The organism is Gardnerella sp. C0684A1 (assembly GCF_055326835.1).
Genome location: NZ_JBLTSX010000005.1, coordinates 132,969 through 158,149, shown reverse-complemented (window position 1 = coordinate 158,149; position 25,181 = coordinate 132,969). Strand labels below are relative to the sequence as shown.

Sequence of the window (25,181 nt, the reverse complement as noted above, 5' to 3'; positions counted from 1 at the left end):
AAGTACAATAAGTACGTAAAAAACGTATGAAAAATACGCTTTTTACGAGAATAATTACAATACGTGATGCAGAAAATCTTTAAAACGTTCTGTTTGAGGATACTCAATAATATCAGCAGTTCCGCACTCAACAACCATTCCATCATCCATAAACACTACTTGATCCGCAACTTCTCTAGCAAAACCGATTTCGTGAGTTACTACAATCATTGTCATGCCATCTTTAGCAAGATTTCGCATAACATTTAAAACTTCGCCAACAAGCTCAGGATCTAACGCGGAAGTTGGCTCATCAAACAGCATAATTTCCGGTTTCATTGCGAGCGCTCTAGCAATAGCTACACGCTGCTGCTGTCCGCCTGAAAGTTCTGCAGGATAATGATTCATGCGCTCAGACATGCCAACACGTTTTAATTCTTCTATAGCTAAATCACGCGCTTCATTCTTATTGACGTGTCCAACGTGAACAGGTGCTTCCATAACGTTTTCTAGTGCTGTCATATGAGGGAATAGGTTGAAGCGTTGGAATACCATACCAAGTTTTGAGCGTTGTTGAGCAATTTCTTTATCAGTTAAAGCTTGCAAACATTCTTTGCCTTTGTGCATTACTTGTTTAACACCGATTCGCTCGCCGTAAATGTTTATACTTCCTCCGCTAAGAGTCTCAAGTTGGTTTATTAAACGCAATAATGTTGATTTTCCAGATCCTGAAGGTCCTAGAATAACAGTTACTGTACCGGGTTGGATTGTAATATTAACGTTTTTTAAGACTTGCAGTTTTCCAAAGTTTTTCTTCACATTTGTTACAGTTACTGCGGGAAGATTTTCTTTAGTAAATTCGCTACTTTCCTGCTTGCTGCTTTCCTGCTTGCTAACTGCGGATTCGTTATTTTTAATAGTCATATTCTTGCCCTCACTTTAAGTATTTACTCTATCTAAAAGCTCTAAATTACGCATTAAAACCTAGCATAGTTGCCTCGTTACGCTCTTTTATATTTTCTTTTTGAGCTTTTAAGGCTTCATCACCACGATTAGCTTTGTTATAATCCATTTTTCCTTGCTTGTGCATGTTTCTAGCTTCGAAACCTTTAGCAAAATGCTTTTCTAACATGTACTGCAAAACCATAAGAATTGATGTTATGACCAAATACCAAATGCTAGCCACAATAAGAAGTGGAATAGGCTTATAAATACGATTAGCAATTGCGTTTGTTGCAAACTGAAGTTCCAGCGTGAACGGCACTGCTAAAACTAAGGACGTAGTTTTTAGCATACCGATAGTTTCGTTTCCTAATGGTGGAACGATAATTCTCATTGCTTGAGGAAGAATCACACGACGCATTGTCAAAGCTCTACCCATGCCGAGTGCTTTTGCAGCTTCCACTTGCCCTGAATCAACTGCTTCTAATCCTGCTCGAACAATCTCAGATAGGTAAGCAGCCTCGTTTAATGACAAACCGATTAGCGCAGCATTTAGCGCAGTCATAATGAGATTAGAATCAACTGAGAAAAATTCTATAGATGTAAATGGTATTCCTAAGCTAATCTTTGGAACTAAAACAGAGAACATACCCCAGAATACTAGCTGCGTATAAACAGGAGTACCTCTGAAGAACCAAATAAAGAACCAGCTAACTGCACGTAGTACTGGATTAATTGATTTTCGCATCATCGCTAAAATCACGGCGAGAATAATAGCCACAACCATTGATATAACTGTAATACACAATGTCCAACATATTCCGGAAAGAACATTGTCGCTAATTAAATATATTCCAACTACATCCCACTCAAATCGAGGATTTGTAACTATTCCATACAAAAGAGAGCAGGCGATTATAGCAACAATAATTCCAGCAATAATCGGCCCGGGTTTTCTAACTGGCAAAATCTGCTCTTCACTACTTGAGAATTGTTTAATTGCATGTTTTGACATAGTTACTCCATATCATGCTGGTTTTAGAAATCTAATTGTTAAATCTTTTACTTAAAATAAACCATTTGATTGAATACGCATAATGCGACGCATACCCTGCAGTTTATAAAACTACAAGATATGCGTCGCTTTAAAAAAATCAGACTTCAGGATTTACAACAGGTTCTTTAATAGCAACTCCCTCAACACCCCACTTTTTCAGAATGTCTTTATAGACACCAGACTTCATGAGTTTTTCAATGCCAGCTTTAACAGCTTTAAGCATTTTGGAGTCACCCTTTTTAACAGCAGCACCCATTGGCTCTGAATCTTCACTATTTCCAATGATTTCAAGCTTTCCAGGATTCTTAATTGAAGCATATCCTGCTACTGGAGTGTCAGCATACATAAAATCAACTCTGCCTGAGATTAAAGCTGTAGTAGCATCTGTCTGCTCTTTGAAGCTCATAATTTCAAGCGGCTTGTCTTTCTTAGCTTCGCACTGTTTCTTAGCATCTTCCATTGCCGTCTCGCTTACAGTACCTGTTTGAAGCGAAACCTTTTTACCGCACAAATTCTTTGTATCTACGTGATTAGGATTACCTTTTTGCACTTCGAGAGAAAGACCAGCGTTAGCGTACGTGACAAAATCAACTGTTTTCATTCGTTCAGCATTTACTGTAAACCCAGAAATACCAACATTATATTTGCTTCCAATTGCTGGAATAATAGAATCAAATGTCGCATGCATAATATTTGCTTTTAGACCCATTACTTTTGCTAAAGCTTTAGAGAAATCTACTTCGTAGCCAACTGGAGTTTTGCCATCGGATGCAAAGAACTCTGCAGGAGCATAGCTTACGTTTACGCCCACTTTTAGCTCTCCTGTTTTTGCTACATCTTCCGGAACCATTGCAGCAATTTTGTCATCTTTTTGTACGTGACTTACATCGTAGCTGCGCGCAACATCTGGATCGTTTTTACCTTTATGCTCGTCGGCAGGACCGCAAGCAGCAATTCCGAGTAAAGATACAGATACAGCAGAGGCAGCTACAATCTTCCATAACTTTTTCATTTTCTTCTCCTATAAGATTCAATAATTTTCAGTGATGCGTATAACTATACACTAGAACGTTGCTATTTTGCGGTACTTTTTTACAGAAAACTGTATATTATAGATTTTCTATGCGCTATTTTCGCTAGAAAACTTAACTTAACAAGAATAAAACCGTATATTATTCATAAAAATGAATAATATACGGCGTGTCGTATTTTATACTAAATTCGCTCTAAAAATAACGCAATTACGCTTCTCGCGCTTTCAAATTACGATATCTCATCTCACGTAACGCTTCACGCTTATCCTGCTCCTCACGCAAAGCTTGACGCTTATCAAACTCTTTTTTACCTCTAGCTAAAGCAATCTCAACCTTCACATAGCTGCCGCGAAAATAGAGTCTCAAAGGAACAACAGTATAACCCTTAGCTTCAGTCTGTCTAGAAAGCTTAGCAATTTCAGCAGAATGAAGTAACAATTTACGCTTACGTTTAGGAGCATGATTATTCCAAGTACCGTTTAAATATTCAGGAATATTTGCCCCTTCTAACCACATTTCGCCACGACGATCAATACTAACAAAAGATTCAGCAAGCGATGCCCTACCTTCTCGAAGCGACTTAACTTCAGTACCAGTAAGAGCAAGCCCAGCTTCATAGCAATCTTCTATAGCGTAATCGTGATGAGCTTTACGATTATTCGCAACCGTTACAGTACCGTCACTATCCGCTTTCTTTACCAAAACTTTTCCCTTCTTACAAATGCTTTAAATATGCTCTCCATAAAAAACGAAAGCACGCTACATTAAAATTTAGTAATGAATGTACTCAAAGTCTCCAGAGTTCTGAATAGTCTCATAGGCAGGAAAAGTTGGGAAACCAGTTCCACCTTCAGAAACAAGAACTGAACCATCCGAGTTCACTCTTTCAACAACAGCAACATGACCATACTGAGAACTTGCATTCCAACCATTCGCACGCTGGCCTCTAGCAAATACCATAACTGCACCTACGTGAGGAGTTCTATTAACTAAATATCCCAAACCTCTTGCAGTAACAGCCCAATCGCCACCATTGCCCATAAACGATCCAACTGGCAGTCCAAGCTGAGAACGTCTCAAATATGCCCACAAAGTGCATTGGCGAGGAGGATAAGAAGACCCTCCAGCAGTATTACCAGTATTGTGACCATAGCAACTACGCGAACCCTCTGCACAGTTTCCAGGAACCTCATAATTCATTCCGCTAGCTGAACCACTAGATAACCTCATTGGAGGAAGTTCAATCCTAGCGTAAGACATTTTTCCACTCACCTGCTGACGGTTTCCAGCCCTAGGATCAGCTTTCGCAACAGCCTTATTAGCAAGAGCTCTAGCCTGAGCATCAATAGCAGATTTCATAGCAACAATTTCCGCAGCTTCACGCGCAGAGCGAGAAGTCAAATCGTTTTTTTGACTTTCAAGTTGCTTACGAATATTCTCACCTTGATCTCGAAGATTCTGCAAAGCTTGACGCTTATCGTTAGCAGCTTTAGCAGCAATCTGAGCACTTTGAGATTGCGCATCCGCTTGCTGCTTAAGTTTTGAAATTTCAACTTCTATAGCAGACAAACGCTGACGGCGATTCATAGAAGTATTAAGTTTTACAGCAGCATCATTTGCAGCATTTGACTCGCTACGAGCTATAGCAGCCTCAGACTGAAGTTTACCCACAAACTGCTCTGTTGTAGTGGAATTAGTCACCATGCCCATAACATCTGAAGCGTAAGAACCGTGGAAACTTTTGCGAGCAACCTGTGCTACAGCAGCCCTAGCATCATCAAAATCAATGCCTGTTTGTTTAATTTTTTCTTCTAACGCTTGCTTATCTTTTCTAGCTGATTCCAAACGTTGATTTGTTGATTCAACTAAGCTTCTTGCCTGATCAGCCTGAGCATCAGCCTGATTTGCAGCAGCAATCTGACTAGGAATTTTATGCTCATTCAAATCATTAAGCTCAATGATCTTATCCGCAAGTTTTTTATTTACTCCAGCAAGCTGACTCTTAAGCTTTTCGTTATCTCGTACTTTGCGCTGATACTCTTTCATACTGACAGCATTTGCAGAAGAAGCAGTAGCTAGCGTGCCAAATGTACCAGCCGAAAGCATCATAGCAGCTGAAACAACAAAACTCACAACCACGTGAGATTTAAAACACGCACACATGTTACTAACTGCTCTATGCGATTCTTTGCTACTCATATCGCTTCCCCTTTTCGACATAACTATTTCCGAATTATACAGCGGATACTCGAATCGCAGCAAAATAACAAACACTGCGAAAAATACTACTGAAAATATTGCTGAACATACTGCGGAAAAAGCAAAAATTTAAGCGCGCAAATATCTTCTTAATGCTACCGCTGAAGCAACAATCGATAAGAACACTGCTCCAACAACAAGCACTGGAACAGTCATCCACACGTTAGCTTGCGTAATAAACGGCATCCAACGCACGTTCTGCGCCATCCAATCTGTTACAAGCAGTTTTACCATAAGACTTAATGCTCCACCTGCAAGAAGCGAACCTATAAGCGAGGCGAACGCTCCTTCCAAAATAAACGGCATTCGAATAGTCGAATTTGAAGCACCAACCAATCGCATTATTTCAGTTTCTTGTCTTCTAGAAGCCGCAGACATTCGTATAGTGGTACTTGTAAGCATAATTGCCACAATAATCATCACTGCAGCAAGCACAACTGTAACGGCCGTTGCACGATTTAGAACACTAAATACCGGATCAAAAATCTGCCTTTGATCAACAACTTCTTCAACGCCATCTCGTCCAGAAAGCACTTCTGAAACTACTTGATATTTCATAGGATTCGTGAGTTTTAGTCTTAAAGAATCTTGCATATCTGCAGCAGTTAAAGTTCGCCCCTGAAATACTCCGTTAGGATACTGTTTTAAGAAAGTATTCTTATAGAACTCTTCGCGACTCACGTACGTAATATCCGAAACGTCATCACCTAATTCTTGATTTATGACATTTTCTAGTTTAACTATTTCATCTTTCGTAGGTGCTTTTCCGGAAGCGCATGAAGGTGATTGACTTGTACCGTCAGGGCAAAGCCAAGCAACTACCTCAACCTTATCGTACCAATCGCCTTTTGCTTTCGTAATTTGCACCTGCATAAGCACAGAAGTACCTACAAACAAGAAAGAAATGAAGGTCACAAGCATAACTGAAAGAATCATAGAAACATTGCGGCGTAAGCTAATGCAAGTTTCAGAGAAGATGAATCTTAAACGCATTACTTCACTCCTTCATTGCTTGAACTGCTATCAGAATTTTGCGATTCTTTATTATTTTCATTATTTGCAGAATCGCGTGAATCAGATGAAGATGATTTTTTAGTTGGCGGAGCAGGAGGCATAGGTATAGGAGCACCAGAATCTTGTATATTACCAGAATTATTTAAATCATCAACGTTATTTTTGCTATCTTCTGCGCTATCACTATCAGTTTCGGCTTTAAGAGTTGATTCTGCCGATTTTGTAGAGTTTTCTGTAGCATTTTCTGTAACATTTTCTGTAACATTTTCTGCGGAAGTACTATCCTCAGAAATATTTTCTGCAGGAACTTCTGAAGAACTTAAAGAAGATTCATTATTTTCATTACTATCGGAAGATTTTTCTGCAGTATCTTTTTCTACAGTATCTTTTTCTACAGTATCTTTTTCTGTAGCAGGCTTTTCTGCTGTAATATTTTCTGCAATATCTTTAGAATCTGCCGAAATTTCAGCATTTTCCACATCTGAAGAGACTTCACTACTTTCTTTTTCTTCTAAATTAGCAGATTTCGCTAAATCTGCAGAAGAAGAAATATCAGTAGCAACTAATCCGCGACCCCAAGTCATAGTAGTTTCCAAAGATTGGAAAACTTCACCATAACGACCAGTTCTTCCAGAATGAACTGACTGAGCGAGTCTAGCTATTCCTTCATTCCCAGAGCCATTTTGCAAAGATTGAGCAACTAAATCAACAGTTTTCTTAGCTTGTGCTGCACGCTGAGCTTTTTTAGAAAGACGCCTGTGACGTTCTGTATGATTGTCAAAAGCAAAATTAGTATTCATAGCGTTCTGAGAAGAACTATCGGCGTCATTCTCAATAGACTGCTGAGCTTTAGCTTTTTGCTCAACATCACTATCTGGGAAGTAAAGCGCAGAATCGTACGAACCCTCACGCTCATCGCGCACAATTTTTCCAGCATGAAGTTCCACAACACGCTTACGCATAGAGTTAACTATTTCCTCATTATGCGTAGCCATCACAATCGTTGTACCAGTTCTGTTAATAGCATCCAAAACTTCCATAATTCCAAGAGAAGTAGTTGGATCCAAATTACCAGTAGGCTCATCTGCAAGAATAATTTGCGGATGATTCACATAAGCGCGAGCAATCGCAACTCTCTGAGCTTCACCACCTGAAAGTTCGTGAGGATAGTTATCTTCCTTACCCGTAAGACCTACTGTTTCAAGAACTCTAGGCACAAGTGAACGAATAGTAGAACGACTCGTACCAATCACTTCAAGAGCAAAAGCAACATTCTGCCAAACAGTTTTATTATTAAGAAGCTTATAATCCTGAAAAATGAATCCAAGAGAACGACGATACTGCGGAACCTGCCTATTAGATAACCTACGTAAATCGTTCCCAGCTACGTGAATTTCACCACCATTAGCTTCTTCTTCTCGCAAAAGAAGACTTAAAAGCGTAGTTTTTCCAGAACCGGAAGCTCCAACTAAGAATACAAAATCACCACGGTCAACGTTCAAAGAAATGCTATCAAGAGCAGGTCTTGTACCTCGAGGATAAATTTTCGACACATGCTCCAACGAAATCAGTGACATAACTAACTTTCCTTCCGAACGACGCAACCGATATATGATTTACTTTTAAGACTCTTGCGATTCTTTTTCTGCCTCACGTTGCGCTTCAACTCGCTGCTCGTGACGCCAACGGATACCAGCTTCAATAAAACCGTCAATATCGCCGTCAAAAACAGCTTGAGTTTGTGAAGTTTCGTAGCCAGTACGCAAATCCTTTACCATCTGATAAGGGTGAAGCACGTAGGAGCGCATCTGATCTCCCCAACTTGCCTTAATATCTCCAGCAAGCTCCTTCTTTTTTGCGGCTTCCTCTTGATGCTTAAGAACAAGCAAACGTGACTGCAAAACTGCCATTGCAGCAGCACGGTTTTGAATCTGGCTTCGCTCATCTTGCATAGAAACAACCAAGCCGGTTGGCAAATGCGTAATGCGCACAGCAGAATATGTAGTATTAACGCCCTGGCCTCCTGGTCCTGAAGCCTGGAAAGTATCTACGCGAATATCTGAATCTGGAATATCAATATGATCCGTAGCTTCAACAAGAGGAATTACTTCAACAGCACTAAAACCAGTTTGGCGACGGCCTTGATTGTCGAACGGCGAAATACGAACCATTCTGTGAGTTCCGCCTTCTACAGAAAGACGACCATACGCGTAAGGAGCATCCACTTGGAAAGTAGCGGATTTAATACCAGCTTCTTCTGCATAAGATGTGTCCATCATCTTAGTTTTGTAGCCATTTCGCTCAGCCCAACGCAAGTACATACGAAGCAACATTTGAGCAAAATCAGCAGCATCCACGCCACCCGCACCAGAGCGAATCGTAACAACTGCAGAACGAGCGTCATACTCGCCGTCAAGAAGAGTCTGAACTTCCATATCATCCAACTCGTGAGCAATACTTCCAAGCTCTTCTTGAGCCTCACTCATTGAATCAGCATCGCCTTCTTCTTCACCAAGTTCAATTAAAGTCTTAGTGTCTTCAATGCGCTGCTCAACAGCTTGTAAACGCTTCAATTGAGACTGAGCTGCCGAAAGCTTACTCGTAACCTGCTGAGCATGCTCAGAATCATCCCAAAGCCCAGGCTCTGCAGCCTGCTTTTCTAAATCAGCAATAGTGGACTTCAACGAATCAACGTCTAAAGCTTTAGCAATCGAAGAATACTTTGCTTCAACATCATTTAACGCTTGGGCAAAATCAAATTCCGCCATTTACTTAAAGTTCCTCTTTATATACTTGTCTTACGCAATCACTATTCGCAAAACTATTACCAAATAAACTTTTTACTATATAAGTTTAGCGTACAGTCAAAATTTCCGGACCATTCTCAGTGATTGCAATCGTATGCTCAGTGTGTGCACCGCGAGAACCATCAGCAGAACGAAGAGTCCAACCGTCCTTAGGATCCTGGTAAATCTCGTCAGTAGTCTTTAAGAACCACGGCTCAATAGCAATAACCAAACCTGGGCGAAGCTTGTAGCCGTGATGAGCAGTGCCATCGTTAGGAACGTGCGGATCGCCATGCATAATATGACCGACTCCGTGGCCACCAAACTCAAGGTTTACGCTATAACCATACTCGTGAGCAACGCAACCAACAGCAGCAGAAATATCCCCAAGACGGTTTCCAGGCTGAGCCATATTTATACCAGCCTCCAAAGCTTCCTCAGTGCACTTAATCAAGCGCAAATCCTCAGGATCCGCATTCTTTCCAACCACGAAACTAATAGCAGAATCTCCAACCCAGCCATCGACGTTAATTGCCAAATCAAGAGTTAACAAATCACCGTCTTTAAGATTGTAATCAAAAGGAACTCCGTGAAGAACAGCATCGTTTACAGAAGTGCAAATATAGTGCGCAAAAGGACCAGTACCAAAATCAGGAGCGTAATCAACATAGCAAGAAGACGCACCTTTACGGCTCATAATGCGCTGGCGAACGAAGTCATCAATTTCGAGGAGATTCGTTCCAACTTTTGTCATTGCTTTCAAATCTTTAAGAATACTACCTACGAAGCGACCTGCAGGCTTCATCGCTTCAATTTCAGCTGGAGTTTTAAGTTCAATCATGCTTTAAGACTAACGCGCAGGCACGAAAATATCGCAAAATATAGCGAAAATATGGCAAAAATACTAACTAATAGTGTCGCTTAATACTTGTAAGCTAATCTCATGTCTAACAACAATGAAATTAATAAAGATAATAAGGAATCGCAGAACGAAATTTCTCCTGTAAATTTTGATCCTGCCTCCTTCTCGTCGGTTACTCGACCACAAGATGATTTATTCCGTTACGTGAACGGCCCTTGGATTGACACTTACACTCTTCCAGAAGACAAACCAATGTTTGGTGCGTTCCACAAGCTTGCAGAAGATGCAGAGACGCAAATTCGAGATATTTTAGAAAGCGAAGATTGCCCAGCTAAAAAGTCGCGAATCTTATATCGCAACTATTTGGATACTGCAGCTATTGAAAAAGCTGGAATCACGCCAATTAAAAGCGATTTAGACGCTGTTGACGAGGCTAGTAGCAAGGAAGATTTAGTTCGTACTCTCGGCACGCTTAATCCATACGGCGGTCCGGATGCAATGTTTTATTTTGGTGTTTATGGAGATCCTAAGGATCCTAAAACGAATATTATGCATATTGAGCAGTCTGGATTGGGTTTGCCTGACGAAGCATACTATCGCGAAGATAATTACGCTCCAATTCGCGCTGAATATGTAAAAATGGTAGCCTCATTGCTGCGCTTAGCTGGTTACGGAGATGCCGCTACTACACAAGCGCAAGCCGAGCGTTTCTTGAATGTTGAAACACAAATCGCAAGCAAGCACTGGGATAATGTTGCAACTCGCGATTCTCAAAAAACTTATAATCCTTACAATTATGCAGATTTGGCAAAAACACTTGAAGCGCTGAATCTTGACGCTTTCTTAGATTCTGCTCAAAAAGCTTACGATAATTGCGAAGAAGCAAAGCTTCAGCCAATCAATCTTCGTGAAGCTTTTATCAAAGTAGTAGTTCACGAGCCAAGCTTTATAGAAGGATTGAATAAGATTTGGCAGGAAGCCGACTTAGAAGATCTAAAGCTTTGGGCACGCGTGCACGTGATTTTGTCTTGGGCAAGCATGTTAAGTGAAGATTTTGCACAAGCGCGATTCGACTTCTACGGCAAAGTGCTTTCTGGAGCCACCAAGCCACGCGACCGTTGGAAGCGAGCAGTAGGAGTAGTTGACGATGCTTGTGGAGAAGAAGTTGGCCGCGAATATGTTCGCTTGCATTTCCCTGAATCTTCTAAAAAGTATATGCAAGGCTTAGTTGACAATCTTATTAACGCTTACCGCGAGTCTATTTCACACAGCAGCTGGCTTGGCGAAGAAACTAAAGCGAAGGCTTTGGAAAAGCTTAGCAAGTTTGAGCCAAATATTGGTTACACAAACCATTGGGTTGACTACTCTGCTCTAAATATTAAGGAAGATGCTGGTTTAGTTGAGAATATGCGCGAAGTTTCTCGATTTGGCTTTGGTAGGAATACTGCAAAAGCTGGAAATCCTGTGGATCGCGAAGAATGGCAGATGACTCCGCAAACTGTTAACGCTTACTACGATCCGCTGCTGAACGTAATTGTGTTCCCAGCTGCGATTTTGCAACCACCATTCTTTAATCCGAGCGCTCCAGATGCGGCAAATTATGGCGCTATTGGCGCAGTAATCGGACACGAAATCGGCCACGGTTTTGACGATCAAGGTTGCGAATACGACGGCGACGGCGTTCTTAACAATTGGTGGACTGAGGAAGACAAAACCAACTTTGCTGAGCGCACTAAAAAGCTTATTGAACAATACAATGCTTTTACACCAACGCAGCTGATTGTTAAATACTCTCACTTAAAGAGCAAAGAAGAGCGCAATGCAATGCCTCACGTAAACGGCGCTTTAACAATCGGCGAAAATATTGGCGATTTAAGCGGCGTAACTATTGCGCTTAAAGCCTATGCTTTCGCATTACAAAAGAACAATGGACTAGAAGTCGACGGAAGTGACGCTGCTATTCGCGAAACTTTGCTGAACGCTCCTAAAGTAGATGGCTTCACTGCTTTGCAGCGATTCTTCTTAAGCTACTCTCTCGTATGGCGTTCTAAAGCTCGTAACGAGATTGCGGAGCAGCTACTTCAAATCGACCCGCACTCCCCTGCAGAATGCCGCACTAACGGCATTGCTCGAAATGTAGACTTGTTCTACGATGCGTTCGATGTTAAAGAAGGCGACGAAATGTGGCTCGACCCTGCTGAGCGCGTACACATTTGGTAAAGCAATAGTGCGTTTGCTTGTCTTGCGCATATAACACATAAGTAAACAAACAAGTAAACAAAAAGCCTGCAAACGTTTAATAACGCAAGCAGGCTTTTTAAATAATCTTATTAATTAGATTATCAGATTTCACACTCCGAAAGCGTAGGTCTTCGTATCAGTCAAGTTGTTATTCTGATCGTAAGCTTCAAAATGCGTCCAGTAAATTCCTGGGTGTGGATACCAAGATGCCCACGGTCCATCAAAACTTGCAACCCACTGCTTAGCGTTGTAATCGTAGATCTTAATCTTAGTATAACCTTTAGGATTATTAGTCACAGCACCAAGAAGAACATGATTACCCTGCCATGCAGCATAAGTTCCAGAAACAACAGTGCTATTATTAACCATGTAATGGAAAGCAATTGTCTTTTCTAAGATAACCTGACCGGTTGAAGGATCACGAACTTCGCAATGAAGCCAATAATCACCAGGATTGGTTACCCAAGAAGACCAGTTTCCTGTGCTCCAATCAGAAATAGTAGCCCACTCGTTAGTTTTCAAATTATATGAAAGCCAGCGATACTCAAGCTGCTTGTCGGTGTAAGCATTTGCACCAACGGCAATATCGTTATCGCGAACAATCCAAGCAAAATCAAGACGTTTTGGTGTAGATCCACTCTGTGGATAATCTGTATCGCCAACCTGGGTTGACAAAGTTAAAGCGCACACACTTCCGTAAGAAGTACCTGCTCCTTCACCATATCCGAAGGAAATATTCTCTGGATTCAAAATCTGATAAAGATGAGCGTTGTCAATATTTGCAACACCATTGGCGTCATGTAATGCTTTTTCCTCATTGGCGCTCCAATCGTTCATTGCTTCTTCAGCAGATTGGCCCCAAGCAAGGTTTTCACCCCAAGCCTTACGGCCTTCATAATTTGGATCACTTACACCATCTGCAGCAAAATGTCCAACTTTGCCATGCGCAATAGTCTCTGCTACACGACGATAAGCATCCTCTTCATTAGCACGATCATAACGAATACCGTTTATGTACTGTTCCTTATTAAGACCCTTAGAATAGACATAATCAGCAAGAGGCATACCATTCATAAGAGTGGTACCATCTTCATAATACTTTGAACGCAAATTACGAATTTCATTTAAAATATAGCTTGCAAGCTGCGGATTTTTAATTTGCCAATTAGTGTTTACATTTGCAACACTATTATTTTCTACAGTAAACGAAGCGTTAGCAGAACCTGCAGTAGGTATAATCATTGCTACACATGCGATAGCGGATGCTGCAACTGTTAGGCACTTCTTTGCAGAAAACTTATGCATCTTATGCCACATAAACGTAGTCCTCTCCATAAGCGATTTACAACTACTTTCTAGTAATTTTTGATTCATAAAAGATCAACAATAAGTGAACTTAAGTTTTACTTACGTATGTCTGTAAAAACAAAAACTACCTTCGCTAAGTATATCAATCTACGCATATTTTCAAATAACAAAATTTGCGATTAAATATCCTTTTTTATTAATTTTGTCAATAGTTTATAAGCATTGTGAATAAAACCTAGGCTGTATCCACAATGAAAGATTTTTATAGCATAATCATTGCGAAAAGTTCATAGTTGTTATCACTGCGGTATTTCCTAGTAGCTGCGATGCTCAGGGACTACGATGGCTCTGTATTTCGGGGCTGAAATAACCGCAGTCCAAACGTGAAAGGACATATTATGGTACAACAACAGTCCACTGTGACTATAAGCGGATATGTAGGAGCTGAACCAATTAGTTTTGGACACAGCAATAATCCGCCAGCCTGCTCACTTAGAATTGCATGCACACCATCGTACTACTTAGCAAGCGAACAACAGTGGCGTAATAAACCTACTACATGGATGACCGTTAAAGCCTATCGTGGGCTTGCTAACAACGTATTACGTAGCGTACATAAAGGTGACGCAATAGTAGTATGCGGAAATCTAAATACTGAAACGTGGAGCAAGGACGGAAACGACCACAATAGAGTAATTTTAGAAGCTTCCGTAATTGGACATGATTTGAATCGCGGCACTACTAAATTTGTGAAACACTCAACAAACAACACAAGTAACTCGAGTGACACAAGTAGCGCAAGCAGCGATAACTCACAAGCTAAACATGAGAATTATGAAGATGACGAAAATTATGAAGATTTTGGAGGTGATGTGGATATGTAATTTTGTAAAATAAAATATAAAATTTATAATTTTATATTTTATTATTTTATTATTTTATTATTTTGTTATTTTGTTATTTCCACTTATTTTTTTAATTTGCCGCCAAGAACAATGCTATTAGTAGTATCAATACGCGTTACGATACGAAAATAGCAAAATTCCTGGCGGCAAGTTTTAATTTATAAGCACTTACGCAAGCAGAACGTTACGCAAGCAAAACATTACGCAAGCAAAGCGTTTACGCGCTCAGCAATGCGGCTAGCAGCAGCATCAACTGGAACTGCTTCAACGTTTGAACCGTTGCGATCGCGGATTTCAATCGTTCCATTGTTCACAGTATCGCGACCGGCAACTGCAATCAGAGGCACGCCAATAAGCTCAGCATCCTTGAACTTTACGCCTGGAGAAACCTTTGGACGATCGTCGAAGATTACTTCGATTCCCTGCTTACTAAGCTCTTCAACAACCTTTTCAGCAGCATCGAAAGCAACCTGATCCTTGCCAGTAGCAACAACGTGAACTTGAGCTGGAGCAATTGCCATTGGCCATGCAAGACCAGCGTCGTCGTGATGCGTTTCTGCCAAGCATGCAATCACACGGCTAACGCCAATACCGTAGCAGCCCATCCAAACTGGTACAGCTTTACCGTTTTCATTAAGAACGCTTAAGCCCAAAGCCTTAGAATACTTTAAGCCAAGCTGGAACACCTGGCCGATTTCCACACCGCGCTCGAAACTCAATGGACCGGAACCATCTGGGCTCATATCGCCGTCGCGAACCTGAGCTGCTTCAACAACACCATCAGCCTCAAAATCGCGTCCATAAACAGCGTTATAAACATGCTTTCCGTCTTCGTCAGCTCCTGTAATCCAGGCGCTACCCTTTGCAACGTGAGCATCCATCAAGTAGCGGACAGGATTTTCAATTCCACTACCATCTTTGCGAGCTTGAGGACCTAATACGCTAAAGCCAATGTAGCCCTTAACAAACTCAGGATGAGCCTTCAAATCATCCTCAGTTGCCTCCTCAATTTCTGCAGGAGCAAACTGAGCTTCAAGACGCTTCATATCTACTTGGCGATCACCTGGAATACCAATAGCAACGATTTCGCGCCATGGCTCCTCATGCTCTCCGCCCTCAGCGTCAGCTGGATGCTTAACAGCAATAATCAAGTTCTTCAAAGTATCGGACGCTTGCCATTCGCTGCCATCTTTACGCGGATGCAAATCGTTGGAAACCTTGACCAAAGCCTCAATTGTCTTAGCATCTGGAGTTTCGAGAGCTTCTGCAGCAGGAGTTGCTGAGTAGTCAACATCCGCAATTTCTGGAGTGGTAAGAGCCTCAACATTCCAAGCTTTTCCAGAAGGAGCGAGCGCAAAAGTATCTTCACCAATTGGCATTGGAGCCAAGAATTCCTCAGAATCGGAGCCACCCATAGGGCCGGAAACAGCGTGAACAATCACGTATTTAATGCCTAAACGGTCGAAAATTCGAGCGTAAGCAGCACGCTCTTCAACATAAGCAGACTTCAAACCATCTTCGTCAATCGAGAACGAATAAGCATCCTGCATAATAAACTCGCGGCCGCGGATAAGACCTGCGCGAGGACGGAATTCGTCGCGATACTTCGTTTGAATCTGATACAAAGTAACCGGCAAATCCTTGTAAGAAGAATACATATCCTTAACAAGCAATGTAAAAACTTCTTCGTGCGTTGGAGCAAGAAGATAGTCAGCCTCATGACGATCCTTAAGGCGGAAAATGTTATCGCCATATTCTTCCCAACGGTTTGTAGCCTCATAAGGCTCGCGCGGAAGAAGCGCTGGGAAGTGGACCTCCTGCGCACCGATACCGTTGATCTCTTCGCGAATAATCGCCTGAACCTTGTTTAAAACCTTGAGTCCAAGCGGCAACCAAGTCCACACACCTGGGGCAGATTTACGAATATAGCCTGCGCGCTGCATAAGTTTTGCGGAAGTCACGTCCGCGTCTGCTGGATCCTCGCGCAGCGTACGAAGGAATAACTGAGACATACGAAGTACATTGGAATTCATGCGTTCCAATCTATTTGCGCATGAGGACATAAACACTTGTTTACGTTACTAAACAAACTCACAATACGTAATTTTCAGCTACTCAATTTTCAGCTAAAATTCGTTATCGAAGGAAAACTCTTCATTATCTGCGTAATTGACAGCACCAAAAATGTCAAACTCTTGCTGATTTGCAGAATCACCGTCTGTGTTTTTAGCAACAAACGCAGAAGCACCGTCGCTAGCAAGCAACTCACTCGCACGCTTTGAAGCCTCACGCAAAGATCCATCTAACAGTACAGCATCCGCCGAAACACTAAACGCGCGATCGTTAATACCTTCCAAATAAAGCCCACCCAGATTTTCCACGCGAGAAAGCGCCACATATCCCATTCCTGGAGCGAAAGTTCTACGCAAATCCATTACCGCAGCATCGAGCGTCATGCCTTGCGACTTATGAATCGTAATTCCCCACGCGCACCGAAGCGGCACTTGATTCACACTAGCAAGCACAGTCTCACCGTCAGTCATTTCCCAAGCAGCCGGCTTAAGAGTTACAATATTTCCATTTTCAAACTCAACAATCGGCCATCCACCTTTAGATTCAGGCGCAAAACGCAAAATTCGACCAACAGAGCCGTTCACATACTGCTTTTCCTGGTCGTTTCGCAACGCCATCACAGCAGCTCCGGCCTTCAAAACTAAACGCTCCGGAGCGAGCATATTCTTCTTTAAACGCTCAACAAGATTTTTAGGCCCGGCTTCCGTTGCCACAAATTCGTGAGGCTCAGCATCAATTGCCGCAAGCTGCATATTATTTAATCCGTCCGCCTGCGCGTTAGTAGGGAAAAGATGCACTGCAACTTCATCGTCTTGCGGATACTCACCAAGCCGGCTGGCCAACACTTGCTTATCTTCGTCACTTACGCATCCGCTGCGAATATTCGTCAAAACTTCAAGCAACTTTCCGTCATCTTGACGATGCTGCTCAGTTAAGTAGCACACAGTCGGCTTTAAAGCATCCCAGGCAAAAGATTCCGTAATATAGCCTTCTGGATTTTTGCCGGCAGCAGCATACTTTTCGCGCGACGCAATAAACTCCTGACTCGGCTCGAACACATCGCGATTTCGCATAGAAGTGCTTACAGGCGGCAGCTGGAAGAAGTCGCCTGAAATAACTACTTGAAGCCCGCCGAAGGGAGCAGAGTTTTTGCGCACCTTCCGGCACACTTCATCAACCATGTCAAAAAGCCAAGCGTGAATCATTGAAACTTCGTCCAGAACGAGCACGTCCGTGGCTTTTATGCGCTTCCCTCGCCTAGATCGAATAGTTTTAAGAAGCGTATCCGTAAGCGCGTTTGAAACTCCAACTCCGCTCCACGAGTGAATGGTTTGACCGTTCAAATGCGTTGCAGCAATACCAGTAGAAGCAGTTACAGCCACACTTAAACCGTTTTTTCGCATTTCGCGAATAGCAGCGTTTAATACGTAGGTTTTACCTGCACCCGGAGCGCCAGTAATGAACGCGCTAGCGCCAGCGTCGATTATGGTTAAGGCTTCGGATTGCTTCATTGGCAGTACCCTTTATTTGCGCTATTGCGTTTAGTAAGTTTAGTAGTCGCGCTTTTCTGCGGAATTTACGTCTTCTAGCGCTTCTCCGCGACGCTCGTAGTCGCGAAGCAAGCTCGTGCTCTCAATATGCTGCGCACCAGCTTTTGCTTGAGCCTCGCTTGGGCCTGGCGCTGGAACGAACATCATATCACGATAGTAACGAAGCTCGTCAATCGACTCAATAATATCCGCGAGCGCACGGTGGCCGCCGTGTTTTGCCGGCTTATTGCGGTAAACGTCCGGGTAAAGTCTGCGCGAAATTTCCTTCAACGTACTTACGTCGATTACACGATAGTGCAGATTTGCCATTAAATCTGGCATGTAACGGTCGAGGAACTTTTTGTCGGAACCGACGGAGTTCCCAGCAAGATGAGCTTTTCCGCGAGCCGGCAGGAAGCGCTTTACGTACTCAACTACCTGCTTTTGCGCTTCTTCCAAAGTCAAACCGTTCTTATTCCACTCATCAACGAGTCCGGAAGAAGTGTGCATATTGCGTACAAAATCGTTCATATGAGCCACAGCAGCTTCGCTCGGCTTAATCACTAAATCAATTCCGTCGTCTAAAACTTTCAGATTAAAGTCGGTTGGAACTACAGATACTTCGCATAATTCGTCGTGGAAAATATCAAGACCCGTCATCTCGCAATCAATCCAAATTAAGCGCGATTCCTCAGGCGTAAACGTAAGATCTTCCTTAGCTTCAGCCATTTTCGTTCCTTTCCTAATATTTTTTCGAACCAATCAGCCTACATCTTCGTAGAGACGACTTTGAATCGAGTTGTACGAAATACTGATTTAAGCATCTAATAAATCCTGCATAAGGTCATCTGTGTTATTAAATGATTTTCCATCATGAGCTTCAGCTTGACGACGAGCTTCAACACTTTCACGGCTTTCACGAGTAATCAAAAAAGGCATAGCCTGATCAACAATTGACTGTCTTAAAAAGACATTAATCGCAGTCGACAAATCCATTCCCATTGAAGAAAATAATTTTTTTGCTTCCTCTTTAACTCTAGAATCTGTGCGAAAACTCACAGTTGCTTGATGCGTATTTTCAGCATATTTACTTTTGACGCTATCGCTAACCAATATTGCAGACAATTTTATACACACTTTCTAATGATTTTTATTTTTATTAAATTGCTATTGTAATACAATATACATACAACAGCAATCATAATGTTTAAACAAACAAAAACGACGAAAAGCATGCAAGCTGTAGATAACTTGCGTAACTTTTCGCCGTTTAATGCAAAATTAGTTGCGACTTATACGCGACTTATACGCGCAATTTACGTAACTCTCAACTTATACGCGACTTAGTTGTGGAAACCGCTGTAGTTTGGCGCTTCTGCAGTCATCACAATATCGTGAGGATGAGATTCGCGAAGACCTGCATCCGTAATGCGAATAAAGCGGCCACGCTCCTGCATTTCCTTAATATTGTGCGCACCAACGTAGAACATGGACTGGTGCAAACCGCCGAGCAACTGGTAAAGCACGGCGTTAAGTGGACCGCGATATGGCACTTCACCTTCAACGCCTTCTGGAACCACCTTATCGGAGCTGGTAACGTCAGCCTGGAAGTAACGATCCTTCGAATAAGACTTCTTACCTCGAGGAGCCATTGCGCCAAGCGAGCCCATGCCACGATAAAGCTTATACTGCTTGCCGTGAAGCAAAACCTTCTCACCAGGAGCTTCCTCGCAGCCAGCCAAAGTGCCGCCGAGCATAACTGTGTCCGCGCCTGCAACTAAAGCCTTAGCAATATCGCCAGAATAGTGAATACCACCATCTGCGATGCATGGAATACCGGCAGCCTTGCAAGCCTGAGCCGCGTCATAAACTGCAGTAAGCTGAGGCACACCAACGCCAGCAACCACGCGCGTAGTGCAAATAGAGCCTGGACCAACGCCAACCTTTACAGCGTCAACGCCAGCGTCAATCATAGCTTGAGCGCCTTGGCGAGTTGCAATATTTCCGCCAATAATTTGCACGCCGTCGAAAGCCTTATCTGCCTTAATGCGACGAATCATGTCGAGAGCCAAACGAGCCTCGCCGTTTGCGGTATCAACCACAAGCACGTCAACTCCAGCTTCCATAAGAGCGCACGCACGCTGCCAAGCATCACCAAGGAAACCAATGCCAGCAGCCACACGCAAACGACCCTGATCATCCTTAGTAGCATCCGGATACTGCTCGGTCTTAACAAAGTCCTTAACAGTAATCAAACCCGTAAGCTTACCTTCAGCGTCAACCAGAGGCAACTTTTCAATCTTGTTATCCGCAAGCAAGCGGTGAGCATCATCCTTAGAAATATCAGAAGGACCGGTGACGAGATTTTCACGCGTCATTACATCCTTAACCTTCAAACGGTCGTAATCTTCGGAAGCGATGAAACGCATGTCGCGGTTGGTAATAATACCAACTAAACGATTTTCGCTATCTACTACCGGCAAGCCAGAAATATGGAAACGCCCGCACAATTTATCTAAATCGGCGAGCGTAGCATCTGGGTGAACAGTAAGCGGGTCGGTAATCATACCGGATTCACTGCGCTTAACAATATCAACTTGCGCAGCTTGATCATCAATAGAAAGATTGCGGTGAAGTACGCCAATACCACCGTTACGCGCCATAGCAATTGCCATATCGGACTCGGTAACAGTATCCATAGCTGCCGAAATAGTCGGCACTTTCATGGTAATTTCGCGAGTCAGACGAGTGGAAGTATCCACTTCGGACGGAATAACATCAGTTTCATTTGGAAGCAACAGAACGTCGTCATAAGCGAGACCTAGCTTCGCAAAAACTGGAGGAACAGGGGCATACACGGATTCCGTGTTAATATCAGTTGTAGCCATAGGGTTACTATACGTTTTTGCTATGACGTTTGCCAAAACGCACGGTAAAAAATACGCAGCGCAGCAAATCTACGAATTGCGAAGCTCAGGCAGACGACGACGCAAATACGGCATCATAGTGAGAATAGTTAATAGTGCAGTGGCAATAATCATGCCAATTAAAACGTACATTGCTTTGAAGAACAGTATCATAATCGAGCCGAATGATATAAGCGCAGCCCAACCCCATAAAATCAGAACAGCTCCCTGCACAGAGTGACCAATGCGCAGCATGCGATGATGCAAGTGCATACGATCCGGGTGCATTGGCGACTGCCCTTTAGCAACTCGCCTGCAAATAGCCAAACACATGTCAAGTACAGGCAGGAATAGAACTAAAATCGGCAACAAAATCGGCATAAATACAGGCAAATAAATACTCGTGTGTACTGCGGAAGGGTCCAAATGACCGGTCATAATGATTGACGCGCAAGTAATTAAGTAGCCTATAAGCATAGAACCAGAATCGCCCATAAAAAGTTTCGCAGGATGCCAATTGTGCAAAATAAAACCTACACACATTCCTACCATTGCAACGTCAATAAGGGTTGCCATTGAAGCGTAAGTTGGAGAAGTTCTTGCAAGCATGTACGAATATGTTGCGAAGGCGATTCCACCGATTGCAACTATTCCGGCAGCAAGTCCGTCTAAACCGTCCACAAAATTTACTGCATTAATCGAAGCAACAATAAGTATGGCGGTTATTGCGATTGATACGCTTGGCGATGCTGTTACAAGCGAGCCTAGCGGCAAAGTTACGATTTGCAATCCTCCCCAAGCAACAAACACAGATATAAGCAGCTGACCCGAAAGTTTTAGCATCCAGTCTAAATCCCAAATGTCGTCGCATATGCCTAAAAGACATATAAGTACTGCTCCAGCTAATACCACCCACGGCTGATGCGTACCAGCAAAAAGCCCGGAAATAAACGGCATAGAGCTTGCGAATGCCATAGCAACTGCAAAGCCAAAAAGCATACCCACTCCGCCCATACGTGGCGTTGGTATTGTGTGAACGTCGCGTGCGCGAACTTTGCCAACAGCTCCCATTCGTATAGCAAGATGACGCACAAGCGGCATAATCAGCCATGTAGCTCCGCCTGCAATTGCTGCAATAAACAGGTATACCCTCATCTCTTGCGACTTTCTGCTCTTATCTGTTCTTCGCTTATCACGCCTTCGCGCAAAATCACAATTCCGTCTTTATCGTTTGGATCTGCTCCAACTACCGTGCTTGCCACGTGCGAGCGAGTCGGACCTGCGTTCAAATACAGCGGAATTTCGTCTCCAAAAGCAGCCACGGCCTCTTCTACACTATCTGCACTTTCGTGACCACTGCGATTTGCACTAGAGGCTGCCAAAGGACCTGTAACGCGTAAAATTTGCATCAATTCTGGGCAATCTGGCACGCGCACGCCTTGAGTTGCTTCAGCTTGTATTTTGTTTTGCTCACTGCTCTCATTTGCTTTACAAAGCGTAGCAAGCCTTGAAGCAATCGATCCTTTTTTAGCACGCGCAATCGGAGAATATCCTCCCGGAAGGAACTTTTTGCCTAAAATATCTAGCGGAGATGGCAAGTAAAGCCCAAGTTTTTCTAAGTCATATACACTGCTCATTAAAATTTGCAACGCTTTCGTGCGAGGTCTGCGTTTAAGCTCGTAAATTTTTGCAACTGCTTTCTCATTAAACGGATCGCAAGCAACTCCATACACTGTGTCCGTCGGCACTACGATTACTCCCCCAGCATTAATAATTTGTGCTGCAAGCTGCAAGGATTCTTCATTAATTGTGCAAATTTTTCTCATTTTTTGCCTCTTTTTTGCATACTACAAATCTTGCTCTGTTTGTTAAGTCGTTTTTGACTTTTGCGCTACCAAATCCTATGTTTTGTGCATAATCCGAAAGGGCTTTTCCTTGCGTAATATCGTGCTCCATAATCATTATTCCACCTGGACGCAAATACTCAAAACTTGCTTCCATAATTTTTTGCGGTATTAGTAGACCATCTTGAGATCCACCATATAACGCCATTTCAGGGTCATAATCTCTTGCTTCTATTTGCTCTACAGGTTGATTTTCTGGCACGTATGGAGGATTCGTAATTACTAAGTCTACTAGTCCTTTAATCGCACTTATTTCAGGCAGATTAACATTTGTAGCATCGCCTAATATTGCATGATATCTGTTTGAAATATCATATTCTTCCGCAATTTTGCGATAGTTTTTTTGTAAATATTGGAAAGCTTCAGGCGACTTTTCTACAGCCCATACTTGCGCGTCTGCAACTTCAGCTACAACAGACAATCCGATTGCTCCAGAACCTGCGCATAAGTCTAAAACAATAGGATTTTTTAGATTATTTGCACGAATCCAATCTATTCCTTCTTGAACTACAACTTCTGTTTCTGGGCGCGGCACAAAAACGCCTTTGCCTACTATTAGGTCTATGTAGCGAAAAGTTGCGCATCCAATAATGTGTTGCAACGGCTCGCGCGAAGCACGTCTAGATATAAAATCGCTATATTTACTATCGTAACCGGGTGAAAAATCCTTAAAATCGCCAAGTATTAGCGCTTTATTTAAATCCGACAAACTTACGCCGCAAGCGTGTGCCAAAAGTACACGCGCGTCGTATTCCGCAGATTCCACGCCTGCTTTATGAAGACGCGCAGTAGCATTTTGCAAGAGTTCGCGCATTTTAAGAACCGTTTAGAAATTTTACTTAGCTTACTTAAGTTACTTACTTAACTTACTTAGCTTACTTACTTAACTTACTTACTTAACTTACTCTGCTACTTACTTGGCTTGTGCTAAGCGGTCAGCTTCATCTGCCTGAATATCACTGTCGATAACAGGCTGCAAGTCGCCGTTAAGCACTTGGTCAAGATTGTAAGCCTTGTAGTTCGTGCGATGATCCACAATACGATTTTCTGGGAAGTTGTACGTGCGGATTCGCTCAGAGCGATCCAACGAGCGCACCTGAGAGTGACGCATATCCGCCGCTTCTGCCGCCTCCTGCTCGTGCTTCATGGCGAGCAAACGAGACTTTAACACGCGCAAAGCTGCCGCACGGTTTTGAATCTGCGACTTTTCATCCTGCATGCTAACAACAATTCCGGTTGGAATATGCGTCATGCGAACAGCTGAATACGTGGTGTTCACGGACTGTCCGCCAGGGCCGGAGCTCATGAAAATGTCGATTTTTAAGTCTTTTGGATCGATTTCGATTTCGTCGTCATCTTCGTCTGCTTCTGGGAACACGATTACGCCGGCTGCGGAAGTCTGTATGCGCCCCTGCGATTCCGTAACTGGGATTCGCTGCACGCGGTGAACGCCACCCTCGTACTTCATGCTGGCCCACACGCCGTCTTCTGGAGCAGGCGTACCTTTTGCGCGAATCGCAAGCTGCACGTCTTTTACGCCGCCAAGTTCCGTTGAATTTTCGCTTTGGATTACGGTAGTCCAGCCGCGCTTTTCTGCGTAACGCATGTACATACGCAATAAATCGCCAGCAAACAGAGCCGCTTCTTCGCCGCCCGTGCCAGCTTTAATTTCCATAATCATATCGCGCGCATCATCCGGATCCCTAGGGATTAGTGCCGTGCGAAGCTTTTCTTTTGCTGCTGGAAGTTGCGCCTCTAAACGCTTAGCTTCTTCAGCGAAATCTGGATCGTCGCTTGCCATTTCGTTTGCGGCTTCAAAGTCGTCGCAAAGCTGCTTGTAGTTGAGGTAAGCGTTTACGATTGAGCCGAGTTCTGCGTGCCTACGGCCGAGTTTGCGAATGGCGTCCGGATTTGACGCAACTTCCGGGCTTCCCATACGACTTTCAATATCGCGGTACTCTTCTAACGCGGTAACTGCTGCCGGGAACTGTTCCTCTACTGACTCAGCCATCATATTCCTTAAGTTAAAAATATTTGATTTAGCACACAAAACGCCAGCCCCGATTCCGCGAGTTACACGAAAGCAGGGCTGGCGTCACAAAAGCTACTTAGTCTTCTTACCGTAGCGCTTCTCGAAGCGAGCCACGCGGCCGCCGGTATCGAGAATCTTCTGCTTGCCGGTATAGAATGGGTGGCACTTTGAGCACACGTCAACCGTCATGTGATCGCCATTAGCGGTAGAACGAGTTACGAAAGTGTTGCCGCAAGAGCAGGTAACCTGCACTGCGTGATAATCGGGATGAATACCCTGCTTCATAATGTCTCCTATGGAATTCGGGCGACCCGGGTCGCAAAGCCCCAATAGCTAAGCGTGAACCGGAA

22 protein-coding genes are annotated in these 25,181 nt (G+C 43.2%); 2 read left to right on the top strand and 20 right to left on the bottom strand.

Annotated features, from left to right (window positions below; genetic code table 11):
• Positions 1–54: 54 nt before the first annotated feature.
• From ACNEUN_RS05775 to map, 9 genes are all read right to left on the bottom strand, one after another.
• A complete protein-coding gene (locus ACNEUN_RS05775) occupies positions 55–903 on the bottom strand; it encodes an amino acid ABC transporter ATP-binding protein (protein WP_463631438.1) in 849 nt (282 codons plus the stop codon).
• Between the two features lie 46 nt (positions 904–949).
• Positions 950–1,936, bottom strand: a complete 987-nt coding sequence (locus ACNEUN_RS05770) for an amino acid ABC transporter permease (RefSeq protein WP_427877288.1) — start codon at positions 1,934–1,936, stop codon at positions 950–952.
• Between the two features lie 139 nt (positions 1,937–2,075).
• Positions 2,076–2,990 (bottom strand): ABC transporter substrate-binding protein, encoded by a 915-nt coding sequence (locus ACNEUN_RS05765; RefSeq protein ID WP_463631436.1) that lies wholly within the window; start codon positions 2,988–2,990, stop codon positions 2,076–2,078.
• A gap of 229 nt (positions 2,991–3,219) precedes the next feature.
• On the bottom strand, positions 3,220–3,714 hold the full coding sequence (gene smpB, locus ACNEUN_RS05760) for an SsrA-binding protein SmpB (protein ID WP_427877291.1): 495 nt from the start codon (positions 3,712–3,714) through the stop codon (positions 3,220–3,222).
• A gap of 69 nt (positions 3,715–3,783) precedes the next feature.
• Positions 3,784–5,211, bottom strand: a complete 1,428-nt coding sequence (locus tag ACNEUN_RS05755; protein ID WP_463631435.1) for a CHAP domain-containing protein — start codon at positions 5,209–5,211, stop codon at positions 3,784–3,786.
• Positions 5,212–5,340: 129 nt separating this feature from the next.
• Entirely contained in the window at positions 5,341–6,264 is a 924-nt protein-coding gene (gene ftsX / locus ACNEUN_RS05750) for a permease-like cell division protein FtsX (RefSeq protein WP_463631433.1), read from the bottom strand.
• Positions 6,264–7,862 (bottom strand): cell division ATP-binding protein FtsE, encoded by a 1,599-nt coding sequence (ftsE, locus tag ACNEUN_RS05745; RefSeq protein ID WP_463631431.1) that lies wholly within the window; start codon positions 7,860–7,862, stop codon positions 6,264–6,266. Before ftsE ends, ftsX begins: the two co-directional genes overlap by 1 nt.
• Positions 7,863–7,907: 45 nt before the next feature.
• Positions 7,908–9,053: a peptide chain release factor 2 gene (gene prfB / locus ACNEUN_RS05740; RefSeq protein ID WP_427877298.1), complete on the bottom strand. Its 1,146-nt coding sequence runs from the start codon at positions 9,051–9,053 to the stop codon at positions 7,908–7,910.
• Between the two features lie 85 nt (positions 9,054–9,138).
• Positions 9,139–9,912 carry a type I methionyl aminopeptidase gene (map, locus tag ACNEUN_RS05735; protein ID WP_427877300.1) on the bottom strand — a complete coding sequence of 258 codons (774 nt, stop codon included), beginning with the start codon at positions 9,910–9,912 and terminating at the stop codon, positions 9,139–9,141.
• 102 nt (positions 9,913–10,014) lie between these two features.
• Between map and ACNEUN_RS05730 the strand changes: the two genes are divergently transcribed.
• Positions 10,015–12,153, top strand: coding sequence for a M13 family metallopeptidase (locus ACNEUN_RS05730; RefSeq protein ID WP_427877302.1), 2,139 nt, complete (start codon positions 10,015–10,017; stop codon positions 12,151–12,153).
• Between the two features lie 129 nt (positions 12,154–12,282).
• Here ACNEUN_RS05730 and ACNEUN_RS05725 read toward each other — a convergent pair whose 3' ends face one another.
• A complete protein-coding gene (locus tag ACNEUN_RS05725) occupies positions 12,283–13,491 on the bottom strand; it encodes a spore germination YkwD domain-containing protein (protein WP_463631428.1) in 1,209 nt (402 codons plus the stop codon).
• Between the two features lie 389 nt (positions 13,492–13,880).
• On the opposite strand from ACNEUN_RS05725, the gene ACNEUN_RS05720 reads away from it, so the two are divergent.
• Positions 13,881–14,366 (top strand): single-stranded DNA-binding protein, encoded by a 486-nt coding sequence (locus ACNEUN_RS05720; protein ID WP_463631426.1) that lies wholly within the window; start codon positions 13,881–13,883, stop codon positions 14,364–14,366.
• Between the two features lie 221 nt (positions 14,367–14,587).
• Here ACNEUN_RS05720 and ACNEUN_RS05715 read toward each other — a convergent pair whose 3' ends face one another.
• From ACNEUN_RS05715 to rpmE, 10 genes are all read right to left on the bottom strand, one after another.
• Positions 14,588–16,420 carry a proline--tRNA ligase gene (locus ACNEUN_RS05715; RefSeq protein WP_463631425.1) on the bottom strand — a complete coding sequence of 611 codons (1,833 nt, stop codon included), beginning with the start codon at positions 16,418–16,420 and terminating at the stop codon, positions 14,588–14,590.
• A gap of 93 nt (positions 16,421–16,513) precedes the next feature.
• Positions 16,514–17,971, bottom strand: coding sequence for a PIF1 family DEAD/DEAH box helicase (locus tag ACNEUN_RS05710; protein ID WP_463631424.1), 1,458 nt, complete (start codon positions 17,969–17,971; stop codon positions 16,514–16,516).
• A gap of 39 nt (positions 17,972–18,010) precedes the next feature.
• The gene (orn, locus tag ACNEUN_RS05705; RefSeq protein WP_463631423.1) at positions 18,011–18,718 is read right to left on the bottom strand and encodes an oligoribonuclease; all 708 of its coding nucleotides are present in this window, start codon (positions 18,716–18,718) and stop codon (positions 18,011–18,013) included.
• A gap of 87 nt (positions 18,719–18,805) precedes the next feature.
• Positions 18,806–19,114: a type II toxin-antitoxin system RelB/DinJ family antitoxin gene (locus tag ACNEUN_RS05700; RefSeq protein WP_116438502.1), complete on the bottom strand. Its 309-nt coding sequence runs from the start codon at positions 19,112–19,114 to the stop codon at positions 18,806–18,808.
• 218 nt (positions 19,115–19,332) lie between these two features.
• On the bottom strand, positions 19,333–20,877 hold the full coding sequence (gene guaB, locus ACNEUN_RS05695) for an IMP dehydrogenase (RefSeq protein ID WP_463631421.1): 1,545 nt from the start codon (positions 20,875–20,877) through the stop codon (positions 19,333–19,335).
• Positions 20,878–20,946: 69 nt separating this feature from the next.
• Complete coding sequence (locus ACNEUN_RS05690) at positions 20,947–22,050, bottom strand: MraY family glycosyltransferase (RefSeq protein WP_427877314.1); 1,104 nt, start codon at positions 22,048–22,050, stop codon at positions 20,947–20,949.
• Positions 22,047–22,721, bottom strand: a complete 675-nt coding sequence (locus ACNEUN_RS05685) for an L-threonylcarbamoyladenylate synthase (protein WP_463631419.1) — start codon at positions 22,719–22,721, stop codon at positions 22,047–22,049. The genes ACNEUN_RS05690 and ACNEUN_RS05685 overlap by 4 nt, the downstream gene beginning before the upstream one ends.
• Entirely contained in the window at positions 22,699–23,613 is a 915-nt protein-coding gene (gene prmC, locus ACNEUN_RS05680; protein ID WP_463631417.1) for a peptide chain release factor N(5)-glutamine methyltransferase, read from the bottom strand. The genes ACNEUN_RS05685 and prmC overlap by 23 nt, the downstream gene beginning before the upstream one ends.
• A 99-nt stretch (positions 23,614–23,712) precedes the next feature.
• Positions 23,713–24,810: a peptide chain release factor 1 gene (gene prfA / locus ACNEUN_RS05675; protein WP_427877320.1), complete on the bottom strand. Its 1,098-nt coding sequence runs from the start codon at positions 24,808–24,810 to the stop codon at positions 23,713–23,715.
• 93 nt (positions 24,811–24,903) lie between these two features.
• Positions 24,904–25,116 (bottom strand): 50S ribosomal protein L31, encoded by a 213-nt coding sequence (gene rpmE / locus ACNEUN_RS05670; RefSeq protein ID WP_075523086.1) that lies wholly within the window; start codon positions 25,114–25,116, stop codon positions 24,904–24,906.
• Between the last annotated feature and the right edge of the window lie 65 nt (positions 25,117–25,181).